Below are 17948 nucleotides of genomic sequence, written 5' to 3' on the forward strand. Positions count from 1 at the left end.
CGCGACGCAGGCGACGTCGCCGTGTTCGACGCCGCCAGCGGCAGGGAGCTGGCGCGCCTCCCGGCGGCCGGCTTCCCCATCCGCGTCACGATCACGCCCGACGGCTCGCGCGTGCTGGTGAGCTGCGCCGAAGCAGGCCTGGTGCGTGTTTATGACCGCGCCGCGCGCCGCCACCTGGCCGACATCCGCTTCGACCGCGAGGCCAAGGACGCCGAGGGCCGCCTGTTCGGCGACCGCTTCGGCAAGAGCCCGCTCCCCATTGGCATCGTGGTGCCGCCCGCCGGCAACCGCGCCTACGTGGCGCTGGCCAGCGCCGACGCCGTGGCCGAGGTGGACCTGGGCGACTACCGGGTGCGCCGCTGGCTGCCCACCGGCAAGGAGCCCGATGGCATGGCCTGGTCGCCGGTGGTCGTCAGCGACACCGCCAACGTCGTCGAACTCGACGTGGCGACCGCACGCGCCGCCTTCGAGGCCGGCACGCTGAGCGCCGAAGCGCTCGCCGCGGCCTACCTCGACCGCATCGCCGCCATCGACCGCGCCGGCCCGCGCCTGAACTCGGTGATCGAACTCAACCCGGCCGCCCTCGACGAAGCCCGTGCGCGCGACGCCGAGCGTGCCGCCGGCAAGGTGCGCGGCCCGCTGCACGGCATCCCGGTGCTGCTCAAGGACAACATCGACGTGGCCGGCCTGGTGAACTCGGCGGGTTCGCTGGCCCTGGCCAACCACCGCCCCAAGGACGACGCCTTCCTGGTGGCGCGGCTGCGCGACGCCGGCGCCGTGGTGCTGGGCAAGACCAACCTGAGCGAGTGGGCCAATTTCCGCTCCAGCCATTCCAGCTCCGGCTGGAGCTCTCGCGGCGGGCAGACACGCAATCCGTACGCGCTCGAGCGCAACCCCTGCGGCTCGAGCTCGGGCACCGGCGCGGCGATCGCCGCCAGCCTGGCCACCGTGGGCGTCGGCACCGAAACCGACGGCAGCATCCTGTGTCCGTCGGCAGTCAATGGCCTGGTCGGGCTGAAGCCGACGGTGGGGCTGGTGAGCCGCGACGGCATCATCCCGATCTCGGCGACGCAGGACACCGCCGGCCCGATGGCGCGCACGGTGGCCGATGCGGCCGCGCTGCTGCAGGTGCTGGTGGCGCATGACGCTGCCGATCCGGCGGCAGTCCAGCGCCCGCGCGTGGACTACCTGTCGGCGCTCGATGCCCAGGCCCTCGCCGGCAAGCGCATCGGCGTGCTGCGCCAGGCCATGGGCCGCCACCCCGCCGTGGACGCCGCCACGGAATCAGCGCTCGAGGTCCTGCGCAAAGCCGGCGCCGACGTCGTGGACGTGACCGTGCCCACCTGGGGCCAGTGGGGACAGGCCGAGTTCGAGGTACTGCTGCACGAGTTCAAGGCCGGCCTGGACGACTACCTGCGCGGGAGCGGCGCCCCCGTGGCTTCGCTCGAGGCGCTGATTGCCTGGAACGAGGCCAACGCCGCGGCTGCCATGCCCTTCTTCGGCCAGGACCTGCTGGTGCAGGCCCAGGCCAAGCCCGGCCTCGATGACAAGGCCTACGTCGAAGCGCGCGCCAAGGCCCGGCGCCTGGCCCGGGACGAAGGCCTGATGGCCGTGCTCGATGGCCAGAAGCTCGATGCGCTGGTGGCGCCCACCACCGGCCCGGCCTGGCCCACCGACCACGTGCTGGGCGACCATTTCGTCAGCGCCGGGTACGGCATGGCCGCGGTAGCCGGCACGCCCAGCCTCACGGTGCCGATGGGCGAAGCCAGCGAATTGCCGCTGGGCTTGGCTTTCCTGGGTCGTCCGCACTCGGAAGCGGAACTGCTGGCGCTGGGTTACGCCTTCGAGCAGGCCACGCGGGCCCGCCGCCCGCCCGGCTTCGCGCCGGGCGCCACGCCCTGAGGAATCAGGGCGTGATCGGGGCCGCCAGGCTGGTCTGCTTGCGCACGATCAGCATGGCGATCTCGAGCGACTGCTCGTAGTTGAGGCGCGGGTCCACGGTGGAGCGATAGGCGCGCGCCAGGTCGGTGTCGGTGAGTTCGCGCGCGCCGCCGGTGCACTCGGTGACGTTTTCGCCGGTGAGCTCCAGGTGCACGCCGCCCAGGCGGGTGCCGGCCGCGGCATGCAGGTCGAAGCTGGCCTCCACTTCGGCGCGGATGTTGTCGAAGCGGCGGGTCTTGTAGCCGTTGCTGGTGCTTTCGGTATTGCCGTGCATCGGGTCGCAGATCCACAGCACGCGGCGGCCTTCGCGCCGCACGGCGTCGAGCAGCGGCGGCAGTTTCTCGGCGACCTTGGCGGCACCCATGCGGTGGATGAAGCTCAGGCGGCCGGGCTCGTTCTCGGGGTTGAGCGCGTCGGCAAGCCGCAGCAGCTGGTCGGGCGTGACCGAGGGGCCGATCTTCACCGCCACCGGGTTGCGCAGGCCGCGGAAATACTCCACGTGCGCGCCATCAAGGGCGGCCGTGCGCATGCCGATCCACGGGAAGTGGGTGGACAGGTTGAACCAGCCCCACTGGCGCGGCACCTGGCGCGTGAGCGCTTCCTCGTAGGGCAGCAGCAGCGCTTCGTGCGAGGTGTAGAAGTCGGCGCGGTTGAGGTTGTGCAGCGCTTCGCCGGAAATGGTTTCCATGAAGCGCACGGCGTCGCCGACGGCGGCGACCATGCGTCGGTATTCGTCGGACAGCGGCGAATGGCCGACCCAGCCCAGGTCCCAGTACTCGGGGTGGTGCAGGTCGGCGAAACCGCCGTCGATCAGCGCGCGCACGAAGTTCATCGTCATCGCCGAGCGCGCGTGGCCCTTGATCATGCGGCGCGGGTCGGCCGTGCGGGCCTCGGCCGTGAACTCGGGCTGGTTGATGAAATCGCCGCGGTAGCTGGGCAGCGAGACGCCGTCCTTCTCCTCCATGTCGGCCGAGCGCGGCTTGGCGTATTGGCCGGCGAAACGGCCGACGCGCACTACCGGCAGGCGCAGGCCGTGCACGAGCACCAGGCTCATCTGCAGCAGCACCTTCAGGCGGTTCGAGACCAGGGCCGACTCGCAGTCGGCGAAGGACTCGGCGCAGTCGCCGCCCTGCAGCAGGAATCGCTTGCCTTCCTGGGCCTCGGCAAGCTGCTTCTTCAGCGCCAGGATTTCCCAGGAGGTGACCAGCGGAGGCAGCCGGCCGAGCTCACCGAGGACCTCGGCGAGCGCCTGGGCGTCCGGATACGTGGGCTGCTGGGCCGCGGCGAACGCCCGCCAGCTCGCCGGCGACCAGTCACCGGGAACGGAAACGGGGGTCAGGCTGCGGTCGGAGGCGTTCATCTCGGGGGTCCGTGGTGTCATCGCGGTGGGAAGTCGAAATCATCATGCCACAGGCGCCTCGCGGGCCCGTGCAGGCGACGCGACGACGCGGGGAGTCAGCGGCGGCGCCAGCCCGCCCAGAGCGCGCCCAGGCCCAGGCCGATGAACCAGGCCAGCGTCCAGGCAGGCATGGACAGGCCCAGGAGGGTCCAGTCCACCTTCGCGCACTCCCCGGAGCCGGCGAGCACGCTCGAGAGGGCCTTGAACGGGCCCATCGCCTCGACCATGTAGTCCAGGCCCATCGACGTGCACAGCGGCACTTCGCTGGCCGGCAGCGACTGCAGCCAGACATGGCGGCCGGCGACGCCCGCGCCCGCTGCGGCCGCAGCGAAGGCCAGCAGGCCGTACACGCCGCGACCGACCCGGCCCTTGGGCGAGTGCAGTCCACCGACGAGGAAGACGAAGCCCATCGCGGCGAAGGCCAGGCGCTGCAGGATGCACAGCGGGCAAGGCAGCATCAGCATGCCGAACTGCACGTACAGCGCGTAGGCCAGCAGCGACGCGCAGAGCAGGAACCCGGTGAGGAACTGGGCCCGGAAGGTCCAGGCGAAGGGATTGGCGGTCATGGGCGCGGCTTTCGTGTGCAGGGTCTAGCGTACAGGACAGCGGCGAGCAGGCGAAGTTTCCGTGCCGCGAAAAGCAAGACCCCGGCGCGGGCCGGGGTCTTGGGTACCACGTCGGTGCGCCGGGATTATTCGGCGGCTTCGGTGGCCGCCTGCGGGCGGTCGACGAGTTCGACGTAGGCCATCGGGGCATTGTCGCCCGGACGGAAACCACACTTGAGGATGCGCAGGTAACCGCCGGGGCGGGCCTGGTAACGCGGGCCGAGCTCGACGAAGAGCTTGCCCACCGCTTCCTTGTCGCGCAGGCGGGACATGGCCAGGCGGCGATTGGCGACGCCATCGGTCTTGCCGATGGTGATCAGCGGCTCGGCGACGCGGCGCAGTTCCTTGGCCTTCGGCAGGGTGGTGCGGATCAGTTCGTGCTTGATCAGGGACGCAGCCATGTTGCTGAACATCGCTTCGCGATGAGCGCTGGTACGGCTGAACTTGCGTCCGGATTTCTGGTGGCGCATGGTCGTGGTTCCTTAGTGAATTCCGGGGCTCAGCCCAGCATGCCCTGCTGCAGGCCGGCCGGCGGCCAGTTCTCCAGCTTCATCCCGAGCGAAAGACCGCGCTGGGCGAGGACTTCCTTGATCTCGGTGAGCGACTTCTTGCCCAGGTTCGGGGTCTTGAGCAGCTCGACCTCGGTACGCTGGATCAGGTCGCCGATGTAGTAGATGTTCTCGGCCTTGAGGCAGTTGGCCGAGCGCACGGTCAGCTCGAGGTCGTCGATCGGGCGCAGCAGCACCGGGTCGATGCCGGTCGCGGAGGCCTTGGCCGGGCCGCGCTCGCGCTGGGTGAAGTCGCCGAACACCGACAGCTGGTCGGTGAGGATGTCGGCGGCCGTGCGGATCGCGTCCTCGGCATCGATCGTGCCGTTGGTCTCGATTTCCAGCACCAGCTTGTCCAGGTCGGTGCGCTGCTCGACGCGGGCGGCCTCGACGGCGTAGGCGACGCGGCGGACCGGCGAGAAGGTGGCATCAAGCACCAGGCGACCGATCGCCCGGGACTCTTCGTCCGGGCGGCGGCGATCGGCGGCCGGCTGGTAGCCGAAACCGCGCTCGATCTTCAGGCGCATGTTCAGCGCCGTGTCCTTGGTGAGGGTGCAGATCACGTGGTCGGGATTGATGATCTCGACGTTGTGGTCAGTCTTGATGTCGCCGGCGGTGACGACGCCCGGGCCCTTCTTCTGCAGCGACAGCGTGGTGTGGTCCACGTTGTGCATGCGGATGGCGACGTCCTTGAGGTTCAGCAGGACCTCGAGCACGTCTTCCTGCAGGCCTTCGACGGTGGTGTACTCGTGGAGCACGCCGTCGATCTCGACCTCGGTGATGGCGAAGCCGGGGATCGACGACAGCAGGACGCGACGCAGGGCGTTGCCCAGCGTGTGGCCGTAGCCGCGCTCCAGCGGCTCGATGACCACCTTGGCGCGGTTGGAGCCGAGGCGTTCGATGTGCGGGCCGCGCGGGCGCAGCACCTGGGTGGCGGTAACCGTCATGGTCAAGGTGTCTCCTAAAGGATTACTTCGAGTACAGCTCGACGATCAGCGCTTCATTGATGTCCGAGGGCAGGTCGGCACGATCCGGGACGGCCTTGAAGACGCCGGCGAACTTCTTGGCGTCCACTTCGCACCAGCTCGGGACCAGGTCCATCTGCTGCGACAGGTTCACGGCTTCCTGGACGTTCAGGTGCTTCTGGGCACGCTCGGTCAGGGCGATGTTGTCGCCGGCCTTGACCTGGTACGACGGCAGGTTGACGGCCTTGCCGTTGACCAGCACGCCCTTGTGCGACACCAGCTGGCGCGCCTGCGGACGGGTGACGGCGAAGCCCATGCGGTACACCACGTTGTCGAGGCGCTGCTCAAGCATCTGCAGCAGGGTCTCGCCGGTGTTGCCCTTCTTGGTCGAAGCCTTCTTGTAGTAGTTGCGGAACTGGCGCTCCAGCAGGCCGTAGATGCGCTTGACCTTCTGCTTCTCGCGCAGCTGGGTGGCGTAGTCGGACAGCTTGCCGCGCTTGGCGACGGCGCCGTGCTGGCCGGGCTTCTGCTCCAGCTTGCACTTGGAATCAATCGCGCGCGCCGGCGACTTCAGGCTGAGGTCGGAGCCTTCGCGGCGGGCGAGCTTACAGGTGGGACCGATATAACGAGCCATTTATGTAGTCTCCAGTTCCCGTTAGACGCGGCGCTTCTTCGGCGGCCGGCACCCGTTGTGCGGGATCGGGGTGACGTCGATGATGTTGGTGATCTTGTAACCGCACGCGTTCAGCGAACGCACGGCCGACTCGCGGCCCGGGCCGGGGCCCTTGATGCGGACTTCCAGCGTCTTCACGCCGTACTCCAGCGCGACCTTGCCGGCCTTTTCGGCGGCGACCTGGGCGGCGAACGGGGTGGACTTGCGGGAACCGCGGAAACCCGCGCCGCCCGAAGTCGCCCACGAGAGCGCGTTGCCCTGGCGGTCGGTGATGGTGACGATGGTGTTGTTGAAGGAAGCGTGGACGTGGGCGATGCCGTCGGTGACGACCCGCTTGATCTTCTTCTTCGTCTTAACTGCCGGCTTGTTCATTGGGCCAGGTCCTTACTTCTTGATGGCTTTGCGCGGACCCTTGCGGGTACGGGCATTGGTGCGGGTACGCTGACCACGCATCGGCAGGCCACGACGATGACGCAGGCCGCGGTAGCAGCCCAGGTCCATCAGGCGCTTGATCGACATGCCCACTTCACGGCGCAGGTCGCCCTCGACCGTGTACTTGGCCACCTCGGCGCGGATGCGCTCGATTTCCGGCTCGGACAGGTCGCGGATCTTGGTGGCCGGAGCCACCCCAGCCGCCTCACAAACAAGCTTCGACCGGGTACGGCCGATGCCAAAGATACTCTGCAGGCCCACCCAGACATGCTTCTGGACAGGCAGGTTGACACCCGCAATGCGCGCCATCAGGCGTTCTCCAAAACTAAATTGAGCGCAGTGAATCGGAAAGTATACAGCAGCTTGGGGTTCTCTTGTAGCCCCCCGGGTCCTGGGACCCGGGAAACCCGGCATGGGGAGTGTGCCCATGCTCCGGCGACGAACTGGCGCCTGCCCTCCCCTTCCCGGGTCGGACGCCCCGCGCTACTCCAGCGCAGGGACGGGTGCCGGCTCATCCGCGCGCCAAGCTGCCGCGCGGACCGCCCATTGTGCGTGGTTCTCAGCTACGGGCGAGGCCGCCGCGGGAACCACCCTTCAAATTGGCCTTCTTCATCAGGCTCTCGTACTGATGGGACATCAGGTGAGCCTGGATCTGGGCGGTGAAATCCATCACCACCACGACCACGATCAGCAGCGAGGTGCCGCCGAAGTAGAACGGGACCGACCAGAACGACCGGATGACCTCGGGCAGCAAGCACACGAGCACCAGGTAGAGCGAGCCGATGAGGGTCAGCCGGGTCAGCACGCCGTCGATGTAATCGGCGGTGGCCTTGCCCGGCCGGATGCCCGGAACCAGGGCCCCCGACTTCTTGAGATTATCCGCCGTTTCCTGCGAATTGAAAACCAGGGCGGTGTAGAAGAACGCGAAGCCGATGATCATGGCGCCGTAGAGGAGCATGTGCAGCGGCTCGCTCGGGGCCAGGGCCTGGCTCAGGTTCTGCAGGAACAGGTTCAGCTGGTCCTTCCAGCCTTCGCCGGTCGGGCCGGAGCCCTGGCCGAACCACTGCACCATGGTGGCCGGGAACATGATCAGGCTGGAGGCGAAGATCGCCGGGATCACGCCCGCCATGTTCAGCTTGAGCGGCAGGTGCGAGCTCTGGTTCATGTAGGCCTGGCGGCCGCCCTGGCGACGGGCATAGTTCACCGTGATGCGGCGCTGGCCGCGCTCCATGAACACCACGAAGTAGGTGACGCCCAGCACCAGCGCGAGGATGGCGACCACCGCGAAGCCGCTGATCTCGCCGTTCGCGACCTGCTGGAAGGTGCCGATGATGGCACCCGGCAGGCTCGCCACGATGCCGGCGAAGATGATCAGCGAAATGCCGTTGCCGATGCCGCGCTCGGTGATCTGCTCACCCAGCCACATCAGGAAGATCGTGCCGGCGGTCAGGGAGACCACGGCGGTGAGGATGAAGCCCGGGCCCGGCGCGTAGACCACGCCACCCTGGCCCTGCAGCATCGAGGCGATGCTGCCCGCCTGCACGATCGCCAGGAACACCGCGCCGACGCGCGAGTACTGGGTCAGCTTGCGGCGGCCGCTCTCGCCTTCCTTCTTCATCTGCTTCCAGGGCTCGTAGATCTGGCCCATGAGCTGCACGATGATGGAAGCGGAGATGTACGGAATGACGTTCAGCGCGAACAGGCTGAAGCGGTTGAGGGCACCACCGGAGAACATGTTGAACATGTCCACGATGGTGCCTTCCTGCTGTTCCATCAGCCGCAGCATGGCTTCCGGATCGATGCCCGGCACCGGGATGTAGCTGCCGATGCGGTAGACGATCAGGGCCAGGATCACGAAGACCAGGCGCTGGCGGAGCTCGGTGAACTTGCCGAGCCCGCCGAGGGCAGCTGCTGCGGAAGAGGACTGGGCCAAGGCTTTACTCCGCGACGCTGCCGCCGGCAGCCTCGATGGCGGCCTTGGCACCGGCGGTGGCCAGCACGCCCTTGAGCACGAACTTCTTGCTCAGCTCGCCCTTCTTGACGATCTTGGCCTGCTTGGCGGTGGCCGGGACCAGCTTGGCCTCGCGCAGGGCGGCGAAGTCGATCTCGCCGGCCTCGAGCTTGTCCAGCTGGTACAGCAGCACTTCGGCCGTGTCGTTCTTCAGCTTCGAGCGGAAGCCGATCTTCGGCAGGCGGCGCTGCATGGGCATCTGGCCGCCTTCGAAGCCGGCCTTGATCTTGCCCTTGCCGGTGCGGGCAAAGGAACCCTTGTGGCCGCGGCCGGCGGTCTTGCCGAGGCCGGAGCCGATACCACGACCGACGCGGACGCGATCCTTGCGGGCGCCGTCGGCGGGCTTGAGAGAATTGAGCTTCATATGGGTTCTCCTCGGGGCGCTCAGGACTCGACGCGCACCAGGTAATGCACTTGGTTGATCAGGCCGCGCACGGACGGGGAGTCCTTGAGCTCGCGGACGTCATTGACCTTGTTCAGGCCCAGGGCGCGCACCGAAATGCGATGGCGCTCCTGGCAGCCGCGCAGGCCCTTGACCAGGCGGACTTTGACGGTCTTCTCAGCCATTGAGGATCTCCTCAAGCTTCTTGCCACGCTTGGCGGCGATGCGGGCCGGCGACTGGGTGGCAGCCAGGCCCTTCACGGTGGCGCGCACCAGGTTGATCGGGTTGCGGGAACCGACGGCCTTGGCCAGCACGTTCTTCACGCCCACGGCCTCGAGCACGGCGCGCATGGCGCCACCGGCGATCACGCCGGTACCCTCGGAAGCCGGCTGCATGTACACGCGGGCGGCACCATGGTTGGCCTTGACCGGGTGGAACAGGGTGCCATTGTCCAGGTCAACGGAGACCATCGCCTTGCGGGCGTACTCCATGGACTTCTGGATGGCCACCGGGACCTCGCGGGCCTTGCCGTAGCCGAAACCAACCTTGCCCGCGCCGTCGCCGACGACGGTCAGCGCGGTGAAGGTGAACTGACGACCGCCCTTGACGGTCTTGGACACGCGGTTCACGGCGACCAGCTTCTCGATGAAGCCGTCGTCGCTTTCGCCGCGATTGCGATCGCGCTCGTTGCTGCTCATGTGGATTCCTGAGGTTGCTTACGGCACTTGGCCGCTTATGGTTGTGGTTGGATCTTGGAACTCAAGCCCGTGGGCTTAGAACTGCAGGCCACCCTCGCGGGCGGCGTCGGCCAGGGCCTTGATGCGGCCATGGTAGCGGTAGCCCGAACGATCGAAGGCGACCTTGTCGATGCCCGCGGCCAGCGCCTTGGCGGCGATGGTGCGGCCGACCTTGGCGGCAGCCTCCATGTTCTTGCTGCCCTTGAGGCCTTCCTTGACGTCGGCCTGCACGGTGGAGGCGGAAGCCAGCACCTTGGAGCCATCGGCCGTGAACAGCTGGGCATAGATGTGCTGGCCCGAGCGCAGCACCGACAGGCGGGCGACACCGAGCTTGCGGATGTGCGCGCGGGTGGTCTTGGCGCGACGGAGACGGGCGGTGTTCTTTTCCATGGTCTTTTACCTTTGGGAAGCTGAAGTGCCCGATTAGGCCTTCTTGGCTTCCTTCATGATGATCTTTTCGCCGGAGTAGCGGATGCCCTTGCCCTTGTACGGCTCAGGCTTGCGGAAGGCGCGGATCTTGGCCGCGACCTCGCCCACCAGCTGCTTGTCGGCGCCGGTGACCAGGATCTCGGTCTGGGTCGGGGTGGCGAGCGTGATGCCTTCCGGCGCCACGAACACGACCGGGTGCGAGAAACCCAGGCTGAGGTTGAGGTCCTTGCCCTGCATGGCGGCGCGGTAACCGACGCCGACCAGCTCGAGCTTGCGGGTGAAACCCTCGGCAACGCCGGTGACCATGTTGGCCAGGATGGCGCGGGCGGTGCCGGCCATCGGGATGTTGGCGGCCTCGGCGGCGGACAGCTGCAGCACGCCGTTCTCGACCTTGAACTCGACGCCGGCCGGCTTGGCCAGGCTCAGCGAGCCCTTCGGGCCCTTGACGACGACCTGGTCGTTGGAAACGTTGAACTCGACGCCCTTCGGCAGGGAGATCGGCTTCTTGGCAACGCGGGACATGGGTCAGTCCTCCTTAGGCCACGAGGCAGATGACTTCGCCGCCCACGCCCGCAGCGCGGGCCTGGCGATCGGTCATCAGACCCTGGGAGGTGGAAATGATGGCGACGCCGAGGCCGGCGAGCACCTTCGGAAGGTCGCTCTTGCCCTTGTACTGGCGCAGGCCCGAACGGGAGACGCGCTCGAGGCGCTCGATCACCGGCTTGCCTTCGTAGTACTTCAGGGAGATCTCGAGCTTGGCCTTGGCGCCTTCGCCGTTCACGCGGAAGTCGCCGATGTAACCCTCGGACTTCAGCACGTTGGCGATGGCCAGCTTCATCTTGGAGGCAGGCATGGAAACCTGCGGCTTGCCGACGGCGAGCGCATTCTTGATGCGCACCAGCATGTCGGCAATGGGATCAGTCATGCTCATTTTTGCTTACCTTGTTCCTAGGTGTGGGAGCACCGATATCCGCAAGCCCCCCGGAGGGGGCCGGCGATTACCAGCTGGCCTTGCGCAGGCCCGGCACGTCGCCACGCATGGTGGCTTCGCGCAGCTTGTTGCGGCCGAGGCCGAACTTGCTGTACACGCCGCGCGAGCGGCCGGTCAGTTCGCAGCGGTTGCGGACGCGGCTCGGGCTCGAGTCGCGCGGCAGCTTCTGCAGCTTGGTGGCGGCATCCATCTTCTCCTCGTAGGAGGCGGTGGTGCTGCTGATGATCTTCTTCAGTTCCGCGCGCTTGGTGGCGTGCTTCGCGACAAGCTTCTTGCGCTTGACGTCGCGGTTCACCATCGAAGTCTTGGCCATCTGGGTAGTCCTCGGATCAGTTGCGGAACGGGAAGTTGAAGGCCTCGAGCAGCGCCTTGGCTTCCTCGTTGGTCTTCGCCGTCGTGGTGATGGCGATGTCCATGCCACGCATGGCGTCGACGGCGTCGAAATCGATCTCCGGGAAGATGATCTGTTCCTTGACGCCCATGTTGTAGTTGCCACGGCCGTCGAAGGAACGGCCCGACACGCCACGGAAGTCGCGCACGCGCGGCAGCGAGACGTTGATCAGGCGATCCAGGAACTCGTACATCTTGGCGCGGCGCAGGGTGACCTTGCAGCCGATCGGCCAGCCGTCACGGATCTTGAAGCTCGCCACCGAAACGCGGGCGTTGGTGGTGATGGGCTTCTGGCCGGCGATCTTGGTCATGTCGGCGACGGCATTTTCCAGGATCTTCTTGTTGCCCACGGCCTCGCCCACGCCCATGTTCAGCGTGATCTTGGTGATGCGGGGAACTTCCATCACGTTCTTGTAACCGAAGCGCTCGATGAGCTTCGGCAGAACCTCTTCCTTGTAAATCTTCTCAAGCCGGGTCATGGCATCATTCCTTAGGCGTCAACCGCCTCACCGCTCGAGCGGAACACACGCACTTTGCGTCCATCCTCGAGCACCTTGAAACCAATGCGCTCACCCTTGCCCGAGGCCTGGTTGAACAGCATCACGTTGGAAATGTGGAGCGGCGCCTCGCGCTCGACGATGCCGCCGGCGATGTTCGCCTGCGGATTCGGCTTGGTGTGGCGCTTGATGATGTTGACGTTCTGCACGACGACCTTGTCGCCCGCGACGCGAACAACCTCACCCTTCTTGCCCTTGTCGGCGCCGGCGATCACGATCACCTGGTCGCCCTTGCGAATACGGTTCATGTCTGTTCCTTCCCTCAGATCACTTCGGGAGCGAGCGACACGATCTTCATGAACTTCTCGGAACGAAGCTCACGGGTCACGGGCCCGAAGATGCGGGTGCCGATCGGCTCCTGCTTGTTGTTGAGCAGGACGGCGGCGTTGCCGTCGAAGCGGATCAGCGAGCCATCGGCACGGCGGACGCCCGAACGGGTGCGGACCACGACGGCGTCGTAGACCTCGCCCTTCTTGACCTTGCCACGCGGGATCGCGTCCTTGACGGTGACCTTGATGATGTCGCCAATGTGCGCGTAACGGCGCTTGGAGCCGCCGAGCACCTTGATGCACATCATTTCCTTGGCGCCGGAGTTGTCGGCGGCCTCGAGGTAGCTCTGTACCTGAATCATTTCCGGGCCTCCTTACTTACCGGCTCGCGTGATGACTTCCACCACGCGCCAGTTCTTGGTCTTGGAAAGCGGGCGGCACTCGGTGACGCGGACAACGTCGCCTTCGTTGCAGGCGTTGTCCTCGTCGTGCGCGTGCAGCTTGGTCGAGCGGCGGATGTACTTGCCGTACAGCGCATGCTTGACCTGGCGCTCGACGAGCACGGTGACGGTCTTGTTCATCTTGTTGCTGACGACGCGGCCTTCGACCGTGCGCAGCTGGTTGGCATTATCGCTCATAGCTCGCCCTTACTTCTTGTCGGTCAGCAGGGTCATCGTCTGCGCGATTTCGCGACGGACCCGCTTGATGTTGTGGGGCTGGCTCAGCTGGCCAGTCGCCTTCTGCATGCGCAGGGCGAACTGTTCCTTGTGCAGGTCCAGCAGATGGGCCTTCAGCTCGGCCGCCGACTTGTTACGCAGTTCCTTGAGTTCCATATCAGCGCACCGTCCGGGTCACGAAAGTGGTGGTGACCGAGAGCTTCGCGGCAGCCAGGCGGAAAGCCTCGCGAGCCGTCGCCTCGTCCACGCCCTCGATCTCGTAGATCATCCGACCAGGGGCGATCTGGGCCACCCAGTACTCGACGTTGCCCTTACCGGCGCCCATTCGCACTTCGATCGGCTTCTTGGTGATCGGCTTGTCCGGGAACACGCGGATCCACATCTTGCCGCCACGCTTGACGTAACGGCTGATCGAGCGGCGGGCCGCCTCGATCTGGCGCGCGGTCAGCTGGCCGTGCGAGGTGGCCTTGAGGCCGAACTCGCCGAAGCTGACGGCCGAGCCGTTCCAGCTCAGGCCGTCGTTGCGGCCCTTGAAGACCTTGCGGTACTTGGTTCGCTTGGGTTGCAGCATGGCGGATTACCTCGCTTCCTTCGCCGGACGGGACGGGCGCTCGGTGCGCTCTTCCACCTTCTCCTGGCCGACCTGGCTGAAGTCAAACACTTCGCCCTTGTAGATCCAGACCTTGACGCCAATGATGCCGTACGTGGTCGAGGCCTCGGCGAAACCGTAGTCGATGTCGGCGCGCAGGGTGTGCAGGGGCACGCGGCCCTCGCGGTACCACTCCGAACGCGCGATCTCGGCGCCGTTGAGGCGGCCGGCGACGTTGACCTTGATGCCCAGGGCGCCGAGGCGCATCGAGTTGCCCACGGCGCGCTTCATCGCGCGGCGGAACATGATGCGGCGCTCGAGCTGCTGCGCGATCGACTCGGCCACCAGCTGGGCGTCCAGCTCGGGCTTGCGGACCTCGGAGACATTGATGTGCGCCGGGACGCCCATGATGTCCGAGACTTCCTTGCGCAGCTTCTCGATGTCCTCGCCGCGCTTGCCGATCACCACGCCCGGGCGAGCCGAGTGGATGGTGACGCGGGCGCTCTTCGAGGGACGCTCGATCAGGATCTTGGAGATGCCAGCCTGCGCGAGCTTCTTGCGCAGCATCTCGCGGACCTTCAGGTCCGAGGTGAGGTACTGGGCGTAGTCGCGCTTGTTGGCGAACCACTTGGAATTCCAATCCTTGGCGATGCCCAGGCGGATTCCGGTCGGATGAACTTTGTGACCCATATTCGTCGTCCCTGCCTTACTTGCCCGAGCCCACAACCACAGTGATGTGGCTGGTGCGCTTGAGGATGCGGGTGCCGCGGCCCTTGGCGCGGGCCATGAAGCGCTTCAGGACGGGACCCTCGTCGACCATGATGGTCGAGACCTTGAGCTCGTCGATGTCAGCGCCGAGGTTGTTTTCGGCGTTCGAGATGGCGCTCCACAGGACCTTGCCGATCATGTGGGCGGCCTTCTTGTCGGAGAACTGCAGCAGCTCGTAGGCGCGGGAGGCCTGCATGCCACGGACCTGGTCGGCGACCAGGCGGGCCTTCTGCGGCGAAATCCGGGCGGTACGGAGAATGGCTTTGGCTTCCATAGTCATATCCCCTTACTTGCCCGACTTCTTGTCGCCGCCGTGACCCTTGAAGGTACGGGTCAGGGCGAACTCGCCGAGCTTGTGGCCAACCATGTTCTCGTTCACGAGGACCGGGATGTGCACCTTGCCATTGTGGATGGCAATGGTGAGCCCGACCATTTCCGGCGAGATCATGGAACGACGCGACCAGGTCTTGATCGGCTTCTTGCTGCTGCCCTGGGCGGCCTCCACCTTCTTGACGAGGTGGTGGTCGATGAAGGGACCTTTCTTAAGAGAACGTGCCATGGCCTATCAACCCCTACGATCGCGCACGATGAACTTCTGGGTGCGCTTGTTCTTGCGCGTCTTGTAACCCTTCGCCGGGGTACCCCACGGGGACACCGGGTGCGGGTTGCCCTGGCCAGCCTTGGCCTCACCACCGCCGTGCGGATGGTCGACCGGGTTCATGGCCGCGCCGCGCACGGTCGGCTTGACGCCGCGCCAGCGTGCCGCACCAGCCTTGCCCAGCTTCTCGAGGTTGTGCTCGACGTTGCCGACTTCGCCGATGGTGGCGCGGCAGTCGGCCGGCACCTTGCGCATCTCGCCGGAGCGGAGGCGCAGCGTGGCGTAGCCGCCGTCGCGGGAAATCAGCTGGGCACCGGCGCCAGCGGCGCGGGCCAGCTGGGCACCCTTGCCCGGCTTCATCTCGACGCAGTGCACGGTCGAACCAACCGGCATGTTGCGCAGCGGAAGGCTGTTGCCGGTCTTGATCGGCGCATCCTTGCCGGCGATCACCTGGTCGCCCTGGGCCAGGCCCTTGGGAGCGATGATGTAGCGGCGCTCGCCGTCGGCATAGCACAGCAGCGCGATGTGCGCAGTGCGGTTCGGATCGTACTCAAGGCGCTCGACACGGGCGGGGATGCCCTCCTTGTCGCGCTTGAAGTCGATGATGCGGTAATGCTGCTTGTGGCCACCGCCGATGTGGCGGGTGGTGATGCGACCGTAGTTGTTACGGCCACCGGTCTTGCTCTTCTTTTCGACCAGCGATTCCAGCGGGCCGCCCTTGTGCAGGCCGGCGGTGGAAACGCGCACCATGGCGCGGCGGCCAGGCGAGGTCGGCTTGAAAGTCTGTAGTGCCATGGGTTCCTACCTCAGGCCTTGGCCATCACGTCGATCGTCTGGCCATCGGCCAGGCGAACGTATGCTTTGCGCCAGTCGCCACGGCGGCCGGCACGGTTACGGAAGGCCTTGGCTTTGCCCTTCACGTTCACCACGTTGACCGCTTCGACCTTGACGTTGAACAGCGACTCGATGGCGGACTTGACGTCGGCCTTGGTCGCGGTCTGCGCCACTTCGAAGACGTACTGGTTGCTCTGTTCCTGCAGGCGCGCGGTCTTTTCAGACACGCGCGGGGCGCGGATCACGGAGAGGATGTTGATGTTCATGCCAGCCACTCCTCGACCTTCTTGACCGCTTCGGCGGTCATGATCACGTTCTCGGCACCGACCAGGGCGACCGGATCCAGGCCCTGGACGTCGCGGACCTGCACGTACGGCAGGTTGCGGGCGGCCAGGAACAGGGCTTCGGTGCCGTTCTCGGTGACGATCAGCGGACGGGCGACGCCCATCTCGTTCAACTTCGCAATCAGGGCCTTGGTCTTCGGCTCGGCGACATCAAAGCTGTCGACGACCTTCAGGCGGTCCTGGCGATTGAGCTCGGAGATGATCGCGCAGATGGCAGCGCGGTACATCTTGCGGTTGACCTTCTGCGCGAAGCTGCGCGGCTTGGCGGCAAACGACACGCCACCGCCCACGAAGATCGGGGCGCGGTAGTCGCCGTGACGCGCGCCGCCGCCCTTCTGCTTCTTGAACTTCTTGGTCGTGCCGGAGACTTCCGAGCGGGTCAGCTGGGCCTTGGTGCCTGCACGGCCGGCGTTGCGGAAAGCAACCACCACCTGATGCACCAGGTCCTCGCTGAATTCGCGGCCGAAGACGGCGTCGGAAACCGACAGCGCCTTACCGCTTCCAATGACGGCGAGTTCCATTATCTAACTCCTCAACCTTTGCTCGCGGGACGGACGACGACGTCGCCGCCCGGCGCACCGGGAACGGAACCCTTGACCGCGATCAGGCCGCGCTCGGCGTCGACCTTGACCACTTCCAGGTTCTGCATGCTCTGGCGCTCGGCGCCCATGTGGCCGGCCATCTTCTTGCCCGGGAAAACGCGACCCGGGGTCTGGCGCTGGCCGATGGAGCCCGGCGAACGATGCGACAGCGAGTTACCGTGGGTAGCGTCGCCCATCTTGAAGTTGTGGCGCTTGATGGTGCCCTGGAAGCCCTTGCCCTTGGTGATGCCGGCAACGTCAACCAGCTGGCCAACCTCGAAGATGTCGGCCTTGATCTCGCCGCCCACCTGGAAGTTACCCGCATCCTTGTCTTCGATGCGGAACTCCCAGAGGCCACGGCCGGCCTCGACCTTCGCCTTGGCGAAGTGGCCCGACAGCGGCTTGTTCACCAGCGCGGCGCGCTTGGTGCCGGCGGTGACCTGCACGGCGGTGTAGCCGTCGGTCTCGGTGGTCTTGATCTGGGTGATGCGGTTCGGGCTGGCCTCGATCACGGTCACGGGGATGGAGCGGCCATCCTCGGTGAACATGCGGCTCATGCCCGCCTTGCGGCCCACGATTCCAATATTTTTGGTCGTCATGGCGGTTGCCTCAGGTCAGCTTGATCTGGACATCGACGCCAGCCGCGAGCTCAAGCTTCATGAGCGCATCGACGGTCTTGTCATTGGGGTCAACGATATCCAGCACGCGCTTGTGGGTGCGGGTCTCGTACTGGTCGCGCGCGTCCTTGTCGACGTGCGGCGACACCAGCACGGTGTAGCGTTCGATCTTGGTCGGCAGCGGGATCGGGCCGCGCACCTGCGCGCCGGTCCGCTTGGCCGTCTCCACGATTTCGGAAGCCGAACGATCAATCAGACGATGATCGTAGGCCTTGAGCCGAATCCGGATCTTCTGGTCCGCCATGGCGATGTCCTTGTTACGGTAAAGAGCGTCGGAACCAGGGGCCTGGGGCCCTGCTTCCCGTGGAAAACAAACTCGGCGGACCAAGGAATGGTCCACCGAGCAAGAAAGTGTAGCTCGTGTTAACAAACCTGTCAAACAGGTCGGTTTCCACCAGCTTCGCCCGTCCTGGGCGCGAACACGAGGGGCGTCCTGCCCCTCATTTCGTATGTTGGCACCCCCTGGAGGGGTGCCGAGCCGCGCACTATACGCTTACTTGATGATCTTGGCAACCACGCCAGCGCCAACGGTGCGGCCACCCTCGCGGAT

Annotated in this window: 29 protein-coding genes and 1 pseudogene; 1 reads left to right on the forward strand and 29 read right to left on the reverse strand. The window is 66.2% G+C overall.

Annotated features, from left to right (window positions below):
- Nucleotides 1-340 precede the first annotated feature (340 nt).
- A pseudogene (locus tag N790_RS16820) lies at nt 341-1902 on the forward strand (amidase); the annotation flags it as partial.
- A gap of 4 nt (nt 1903-1906) precedes the next feature.
- Here N790_RS16820 and N790_RS14390 read toward each other — a convergent pair.
- The 29 genes from N790_RS14390 to rpsJ all read right to left on the reverse strand — a co-directional run bounded on the left by N790_RS14390 (nt 1907) and on the right by rpsJ (nt 17642).
- Complete coding sequence (locus N790_RS14390) at nt 1907-3301, reverse strand: class II 3-deoxy-7-phosphoheptulonate synthase (protein ID WP_043805371.1); 1395 nt, start codon at nt 3299-3301, stop codon at nt 1907-1909.
- Between the two features lie 95 nt (nt 3302-3396).
- Nucleotides 3397-3906: a disulfide bond formation protein B gene (locus N790_RS14395; RefSeq protein ID WP_043805372.1), complete on the reverse strand. Its 510-nt coding sequence runs from the start codon at nt 3904-3906 to the stop codon at nt 3397-3399.
- A gap of 125 nt (nt 3907-4031) precedes the next feature.
- Complete coding sequence (rplQ, locus tag N790_RS14400; protein ID WP_043805373.1) at nt 4032-4415, reverse strand: 50S ribosomal protein L17; 384 nt, start codon at nt 4413-4415, stop codon at nt 4032-4034.
- A 29-nt stretch (nt 4416-4444) separates the two neighbouring features.
- Entirely contained in the window at nt 4445-5440 is a 996-nt protein-coding gene (locus tag N790_RS14405; protein ID WP_043805374.1) for a DNA-directed RNA polymerase subunit alpha, read from the reverse strand.
- Nucleotides 5441-5462: 22 nt separating this feature from the next.
- Entirely contained in the window at nt 5463-6092 is a 630-nt protein-coding gene (rpsD, locus tag N790_RS14410) for a 30S ribosomal protein S4 (protein WP_043805375.1), read from the reverse strand.
- Nucleotides 6093-6113: 21 nt separating this feature from the next.
- The gene (gene rpsK, locus N790_RS14415) at nt 6114-6503 is read right to left on the reverse strand and encodes a 30S ribosomal protein S11 (protein ID WP_043805377.1); all 390 of its coding nucleotides are present in this window, start codon (nt 6501-6503) and stop codon (nt 6114-6116) included.
- 12 nt (nt 6504-6515) lie between these two features.
- Nucleotides 6516-6872, reverse strand: coding sequence for a 30S ribosomal protein S13 (gene rpsM, locus N790_RS14420; RefSeq protein ID WP_043805378.1), 357 nt, complete (start codon nt 6870-6872; stop codon nt 6516-6518).
- A gap of 250 nt (nt 6873-7122) precedes the next feature.
- Nucleotides 7123-8496, reverse strand: coding sequence for a preprotein translocase subunit SecY (gene secY / locus N790_RS14425; protein ID WP_043805379.1), 1374 nt, complete (start codon nt 8494-8496; stop codon nt 7123-7125).
- 4 nt (nt 8497-8500) lie between these two features.
- The gene (gene rplO / locus N790_RS14430) at nt 8501-8938 is read right to left on the reverse strand and encodes a 50S ribosomal protein L15 (RefSeq protein WP_043805380.1); all 438 of its coding nucleotides are present in this window, start codon (nt 8936-8938) and stop codon (nt 8501-8503) included.
- 20 nt (nt 8939-8958) lie between these two features.
- A complete protein-coding gene (gene rpmD, locus N790_RS14435; protein ID WP_043805381.1) occupies nt 8959-9141 on the reverse strand; it encodes a 50S ribosomal protein L30 in 183 nt (60 codons plus the stop codon).
- Nucleotides 9134-9655, reverse strand: coding sequence for a 30S ribosomal protein S5 (gene rpsE / locus N790_RS14440; RefSeq protein ID WP_043805383.1), 522 nt, complete (start codon nt 9653-9655; stop codon nt 9134-9136). Before rpsE ends, rpmD begins: the two co-directional genes overlap by 8 nt.
- Nucleotides 9656-9730: 75 nt before the next feature.
- Nucleotides 9731-10084, reverse strand: coding sequence for a 50S ribosomal protein L18 (gene rplR, locus N790_RS14445; RefSeq protein WP_043805384.1), 354 nt, complete (start codon nt 10082-10084; stop codon nt 9731-9733).
- A gap of 33 nt (nt 10085-10117) precedes the next feature.
- Nucleotides 10118-10645: a 50S ribosomal protein L6 gene (gene rplF / locus N790_RS14450; protein WP_043805385.1), complete on the reverse strand. Its 528-nt coding sequence runs from the start codon at nt 10643-10645 to the stop codon at nt 10118-10120.
- A 13-nt stretch (nt 10646-10658) separates the two neighbouring features.
- On the reverse strand, nt 10659-11054 hold the full coding sequence (rpsH, locus tag N790_RS14455; protein WP_043805386.1) for a 30S ribosomal protein S8: 396 nt from the start codon (nt 11052-11054) through the stop codon (nt 10659-10661).
- A 67-nt stretch (nt 11055-11121) separates the two neighbouring features.
- On the reverse strand, nt 11122-11427 hold the full coding sequence (rpsN, locus tag N790_RS14460; RefSeq protein WP_043805387.1) for a 30S ribosomal protein S14: 306 nt from the start codon (nt 11425-11427) through the stop codon (nt 11122-11124).
- A 16-nt stretch (nt 11428-11443) separates the two neighbouring features.
- A complete protein-coding gene (gene rplE, locus N790_RS14465) occupies nt 11444-11983 on the reverse strand; it encodes a 50S ribosomal protein L5 (RefSeq protein ID WP_043805388.1) in 540 nt (179 codons plus the stop codon).
- A gap of 11 nt (nt 11984-11994) precedes the next feature.
- On the reverse strand, nt 11995-12309 hold the full coding sequence (gene rplX, locus N790_RS14470) for a 50S ribosomal protein L24 (protein WP_043805389.1): 315 nt from the start codon (nt 12307-12309) through the stop codon (nt 11995-11997).
- A 14-nt stretch (nt 12310-12323) separates the two neighbouring features.
- Nucleotides 12324-12692: a 50S ribosomal protein L14 gene (gene rplN, locus N790_RS14475; protein ID WP_034213292.1), complete on the reverse strand. Its 369-nt coding sequence runs from the start codon at nt 12690-12692 to the stop codon at nt 12324-12326.
- Between the two features lie 12 nt (nt 12693-12704).
- On the reverse strand, nt 12705-12968 hold the full coding sequence (gene rpsQ / locus N790_RS14480; protein WP_043805391.1) for a 30S ribosomal protein S17: 264 nt from the start codon (nt 12966-12968) through the stop codon (nt 12705-12707).
- 9 nt (nt 12969-12977) lie between these two features.
- On the reverse strand, nt 12978-13163 hold the full coding sequence (gene rpmC, locus N790_RS14485) for a 50S ribosomal protein L29 (RefSeq protein ID WP_043805393.1): 186 nt from the start codon (nt 13161-13163) through the stop codon (nt 12978-12980).
- A gap of 1 nt (nt 13164) precedes the next feature.
- Nucleotides 13165-13578: a 50S ribosomal protein L16 gene (gene rplP / locus N790_RS14490; RefSeq protein ID WP_043805394.1), complete on the reverse strand. Its 414-nt coding sequence runs from the start codon at nt 13576-13578 to the stop codon at nt 13165-13167.
- A 6-nt stretch (nt 13579-13584) separates the two neighbouring features.
- Entirely contained in the window at nt 13585-14286 is a 702-nt protein-coding gene (gene rpsC / locus N790_RS14495) for a 30S ribosomal protein S3 (RefSeq protein WP_043805395.1), read from the reverse strand.
- Nucleotides 14287-14302: 16 nt separating this feature from the next.
- Nucleotides 14303-14638 (reverse strand): 50S ribosomal protein L22, encoded by a 336-nt coding sequence (rplV, locus tag N790_RS14500; protein WP_043805396.1) that lies wholly within the window; start codon nt 14636-14638, stop codon nt 14303-14305.
- Nucleotides 14639-14650: 12 nt separating this feature from the next.
- Nucleotides 14651-14923, reverse strand: a complete 273-nt coding sequence (gene rpsS, locus N790_RS14505; RefSeq protein WP_043805397.1) for a 30S ribosomal protein S19 — start codon at nt 14921-14923, stop codon at nt 14651-14653.
- A 6-nt stretch (nt 14924-14929) separates the two neighbouring features.
- Nucleotides 14930-15757: a 50S ribosomal protein L2 gene (rplB, locus tag N790_RS14510; protein ID WP_043805398.1), complete on the reverse strand. Its 828-nt coding sequence runs from the start codon at nt 15755-15757 to the stop codon at nt 14930-14932.
- Nucleotides 15758-15768: 11 nt separating this feature from the next.
- Nucleotides 15769-16062 (reverse strand): 50S ribosomal protein L23, encoded by a 294-nt coding sequence (gene rplW, locus N790_RS14515; protein WP_043805415.1) that lies wholly within the window; start codon nt 16060-16062, stop codon nt 15769-15771.
- Entirely contained in the window at nt 16059-16661 is a 603-nt protein-coding gene (gene rplD, locus N790_RS14520; protein WP_043805399.1) for a 50S ribosomal protein L4, read from the reverse strand. Before rplD ends, rplW begins: the two co-directional genes overlap by 4 nt.
- An 11-nt stretch (nt 16662-16672) precedes the next feature.
- Entirely contained in the window at nt 16673-17320 is a 648-nt protein-coding gene (gene rplC / locus N790_RS14525) for a 50S ribosomal protein L3 (RefSeq protein ID WP_043805401.1), read from the reverse strand.
- A gap of 10 nt (nt 17321-17330) precedes the next feature.
- Entirely contained in the window at nt 17331-17642 is a 312-nt protein-coding gene (gene rpsJ / locus N790_RS14530; RefSeq protein ID WP_022968186.1) for a 30S ribosomal protein S10, read from the reverse strand.
- Nucleotides 17643-17948: the final 306 nt, after the last annotated feature.

Source organism: Arenimonas malthae CC-JY-1 (assembly GCF_000747075.1).
Taxonomy (GTDB): domain Bacteria; phylum Pseudomonadota; class Gammaproteobacteria; order Xanthomonadales; family Xanthomonadaceae; genus Arenimonas; species Arenimonas malthae.

Coding starts and splice junctions, on each gene's coding strand:
- N790_RS14390 (WP_043805371.1), bottom strand. CDS start 3,301: ATGAACGCCTCCGACCGCAGCCTGACCCCCGTTTCCGTTCCCGGTGAC.
- N790_RS14395 (WP_043805372.1), bottom strand. CDS start 3,906: ATGACCGCCAATCCCTTCGCCTGGACCTTCCGGGCCCAGTTCCTCACC.
- rplQ (WP_043805373.1), bottom strand. CDS start 4,415: ATGCGCCACCAGAAATCCGGACGCAAGTTCAGCCGTACCAGCGCTCAT.
- N790_RS14405 (WP_043805374.1), bottom strand. CDS start 5,440: ATGACGGTTACCGCCACCCAGGTGCTGCGCCCGCGCGGCCCGCACATC.
- rpsD (WP_043805375.1), bottom strand. CDS start 6,092: ATGGCTCGTTATATCGGTCCCACCTGTAAGCTCGCCCGCCGCGAAGGC.
- rpsK (WP_043805377.1), bottom strand. CDS start 6,503: ATGAACAAGCCGGCAGTTAAGACGAAGAAGAAGATCAAGCGGGTCGTC.
- rpsM (WP_043805378.1), bottom strand. CDS start 6,872: ATGGCGCGCATTGCGGGTGTCAACCTGCCTGTCCAGAAGCATGTCTGG.
- rplO (WP_043805380.1), bottom strand. CDS start 8,938: ATGAAGCTCAATTCTCTCAAGCCCGCCGACGGCGCCCGCAAGGATCGC.
- rpmD (WP_043805381.1), bottom strand. CDS start 9,141: ATGGCTGAGAAGACCGTCAAAGTCCGCCTGGTCAAGGGCCTGCGCGGC.
- rpsE (WP_043805383.1), bottom strand. CDS start 9,655: ATGAGCAGCAACGAGCGCGATCGCAATCGCGGCGAAAGCGACGACGGC.
- rplR (WP_043805384.1), bottom strand. CDS start 10,084: ATGGAAAAGAACACCGCCCGTCTCCGTCGCGCCAAGACCACCCGCGCG.
- rplF (WP_043805385.1), bottom strand. CDS start 10,645: ATGTCCCGCGTTGCCAAGAAGCCGATCTCCCTGCCGAAGGGCGTCGAG.
- rpsH (WP_043805386.1), bottom strand. CDS start 11,054: ATGAGCATGACTGATCCCATTGCCGACATGCTGGTGCGCATCAAGAAT.
- rpsN (WP_043805387.1), bottom strand. CDS start 11,427: ATGGCCAAGACTTCGATGGTGAACCGCGACGTCAAGCGCAAGAAGCTT.
- rplE (WP_043805388.1), bottom strand. CDS start 11,983: ATGACCCGGCTTGAGAAGATTTACAAGGAAGAGGTTCTGCCGAAGCTC.
- rplX (WP_043805389.1), bottom strand. CDS start 12,309: ATGAACCGTATTCGCAAGGGCGACCAGGTGATCGTGATCGCCGGCGCC.
- rplN (WP_034213292.1), bottom strand. CDS start 12,692: ATGATTCAGGTACAGAGCTACCTCGAGGCCGCCGACAACTCCGGCGCC.
- rpsQ (WP_043805391.1), bottom strand. CDS start 12,968: ATGAGCGATAATGCCAACCAGCTGCGCACGGTCGAAGGCCGCGTCGTC.
- rpmC (WP_043805393.1), bottom strand. CDS start 13,163: ATGGAACTCAAGGAACTGCGTAACAAGTCGGCGGCCGAGCTGAAGGCC.
- rplP (WP_043805394.1), bottom strand. CDS start 13,578: ATGCTGCAACCCAAGCGAACCAAGTACCGCAAGGTCTTCAAGGGCCGC.
- rpsC (WP_043805395.1), bottom strand. CDS start 14,286: ATGGGTCACAAAGTTCATCCGACCGGAATCCGCCTGGGCATCGCCAAG.
- rplV (WP_043805396.1), bottom strand. CDS start 14,638: ATGGAAGCCAAAGCCATTCTCCGTACCGCCCGGATTTCGCCGCAGAAG.
- rpsS (WP_043805397.1), bottom strand. CDS start 14,923: ATGGCACGTTCTCTTAAGAAAGGTCCCTTCATCGACCACCACCTCGTC.
- rplB (WP_043805398.1), bottom strand. CDS start 15,757: ATGGCACTACAGACTTTCAAGCCGACCTCGCCTGGCCGCCGCGCCATG.
- rplW (WP_043805415.1), bottom strand. CDS start 16,062: ATGAACATCAACATCCTCTCCGTGATCCGCGCCCCGCGCGTGTCTGAA.
- rplD (WP_043805399.1), bottom strand. CDS start 16,661: ATGGAACTCGCCGTCATTGGAAGCGGTAAGGCGCTGTCGGTTTCCGAC.
- rplC (WP_043805401.1), bottom strand. CDS start 17,320: ATGACGACCAAAAATATTGGAATCGTGGGCCGCAAGGCGGGCATGAGC.
- rpsJ (WP_022968186.1), bottom strand. CDS start 17,642: ATGGCGGACCAGAAGATCCGGATTCGGCTCAAGGCCTACGATCATCGT.